This window comes from Synechococcus sp. R6-7 (genome assembly GCF_047461695.1).
In the GTDB taxonomy this organism is placed as follows: Bacteria; Cyanobacteriota; Cyanobacteriia; order Thermostichales; family Thermostichaceae; genus Thermostichus.
The window spans coordinates 1-644 of sequence record NZ_JANSHS010000343.1; the positions used below are offsets into that span (position 1 = coordinate 1).

The 644-nt window shown below is 51.6% G+C and carries 1 protein-coding gene and 1 pseudogene; both read left to right on the forward strand.

Going from position 1 to position 644, the window contains the following annotated elements:
• A pseudogene (locus NW815_RS10330) lies at positions 1-139 on the forward strand (RNA-guided endonuclease TnpB family protein); the annotation flags it as partial.
• 34 nt (positions 140-173) lie between these two features.
• On the forward strand, positions 174-644 hold a 471-nt coding region (locus tag NW815_RS10335; protein ID WP_414415981.1), incomplete at its 3' end, for an FAD-dependent oxidoreductase.

The window sequence follows — 644 nt, forward strand, 5'->3', positions numbered from 1 at the left end:
TTGCAAACTCAAGGTGTCCCAGTCGCAAGCTGCAAAATTGGATGCGACAATAGATGCCTTTGTGCAGGCGTTGAACTGGGTGAATCAGAACACACCACAAAAGACAGCCAACGCCGTCAAACTGCAATCCCTTTGCTATACTACCAGATGGTACCTCAAGGCAGCTATCCAGAGTGCAGTCCACAGTGGTGATCGGGGCGGGGCCAGCTGGATTGAGTGCCGCCTACGAGCTGAACAAGCAGGGCTACCCGGTAACGGTTTTGGAAGCGGATCCGGTGCAGGTAGGGGGGCTATCCCGCACTGTAACCTACCAAGGCTATCGCTTTGATATCGGTGGACACCGCTTTTTCTCCAAGTCGGCGGAAATTGAGGCTCTGTGGACGGAGATTTTGGGCTCGGAAATGCAGGTTTGCCGTCGGCTTTCCCACATTTTTTACCGAGGTGTTTTCTTTGATTATCCAATTCGACCTACGGATGTTTTTGCCAAACTGGGGCCAGGGTTTACCACCCTCTGTCTGCTCAGTTACCTAAAGGCGCGCCTCTTTCCCAGGCCCAATCCTGTATCTTTTGAAGATTGGGTCATTAACCAATTTGGGGAACGGCTGTATCGCACTTTTTTTAAGACCTACACCGAGAAAGTGTGG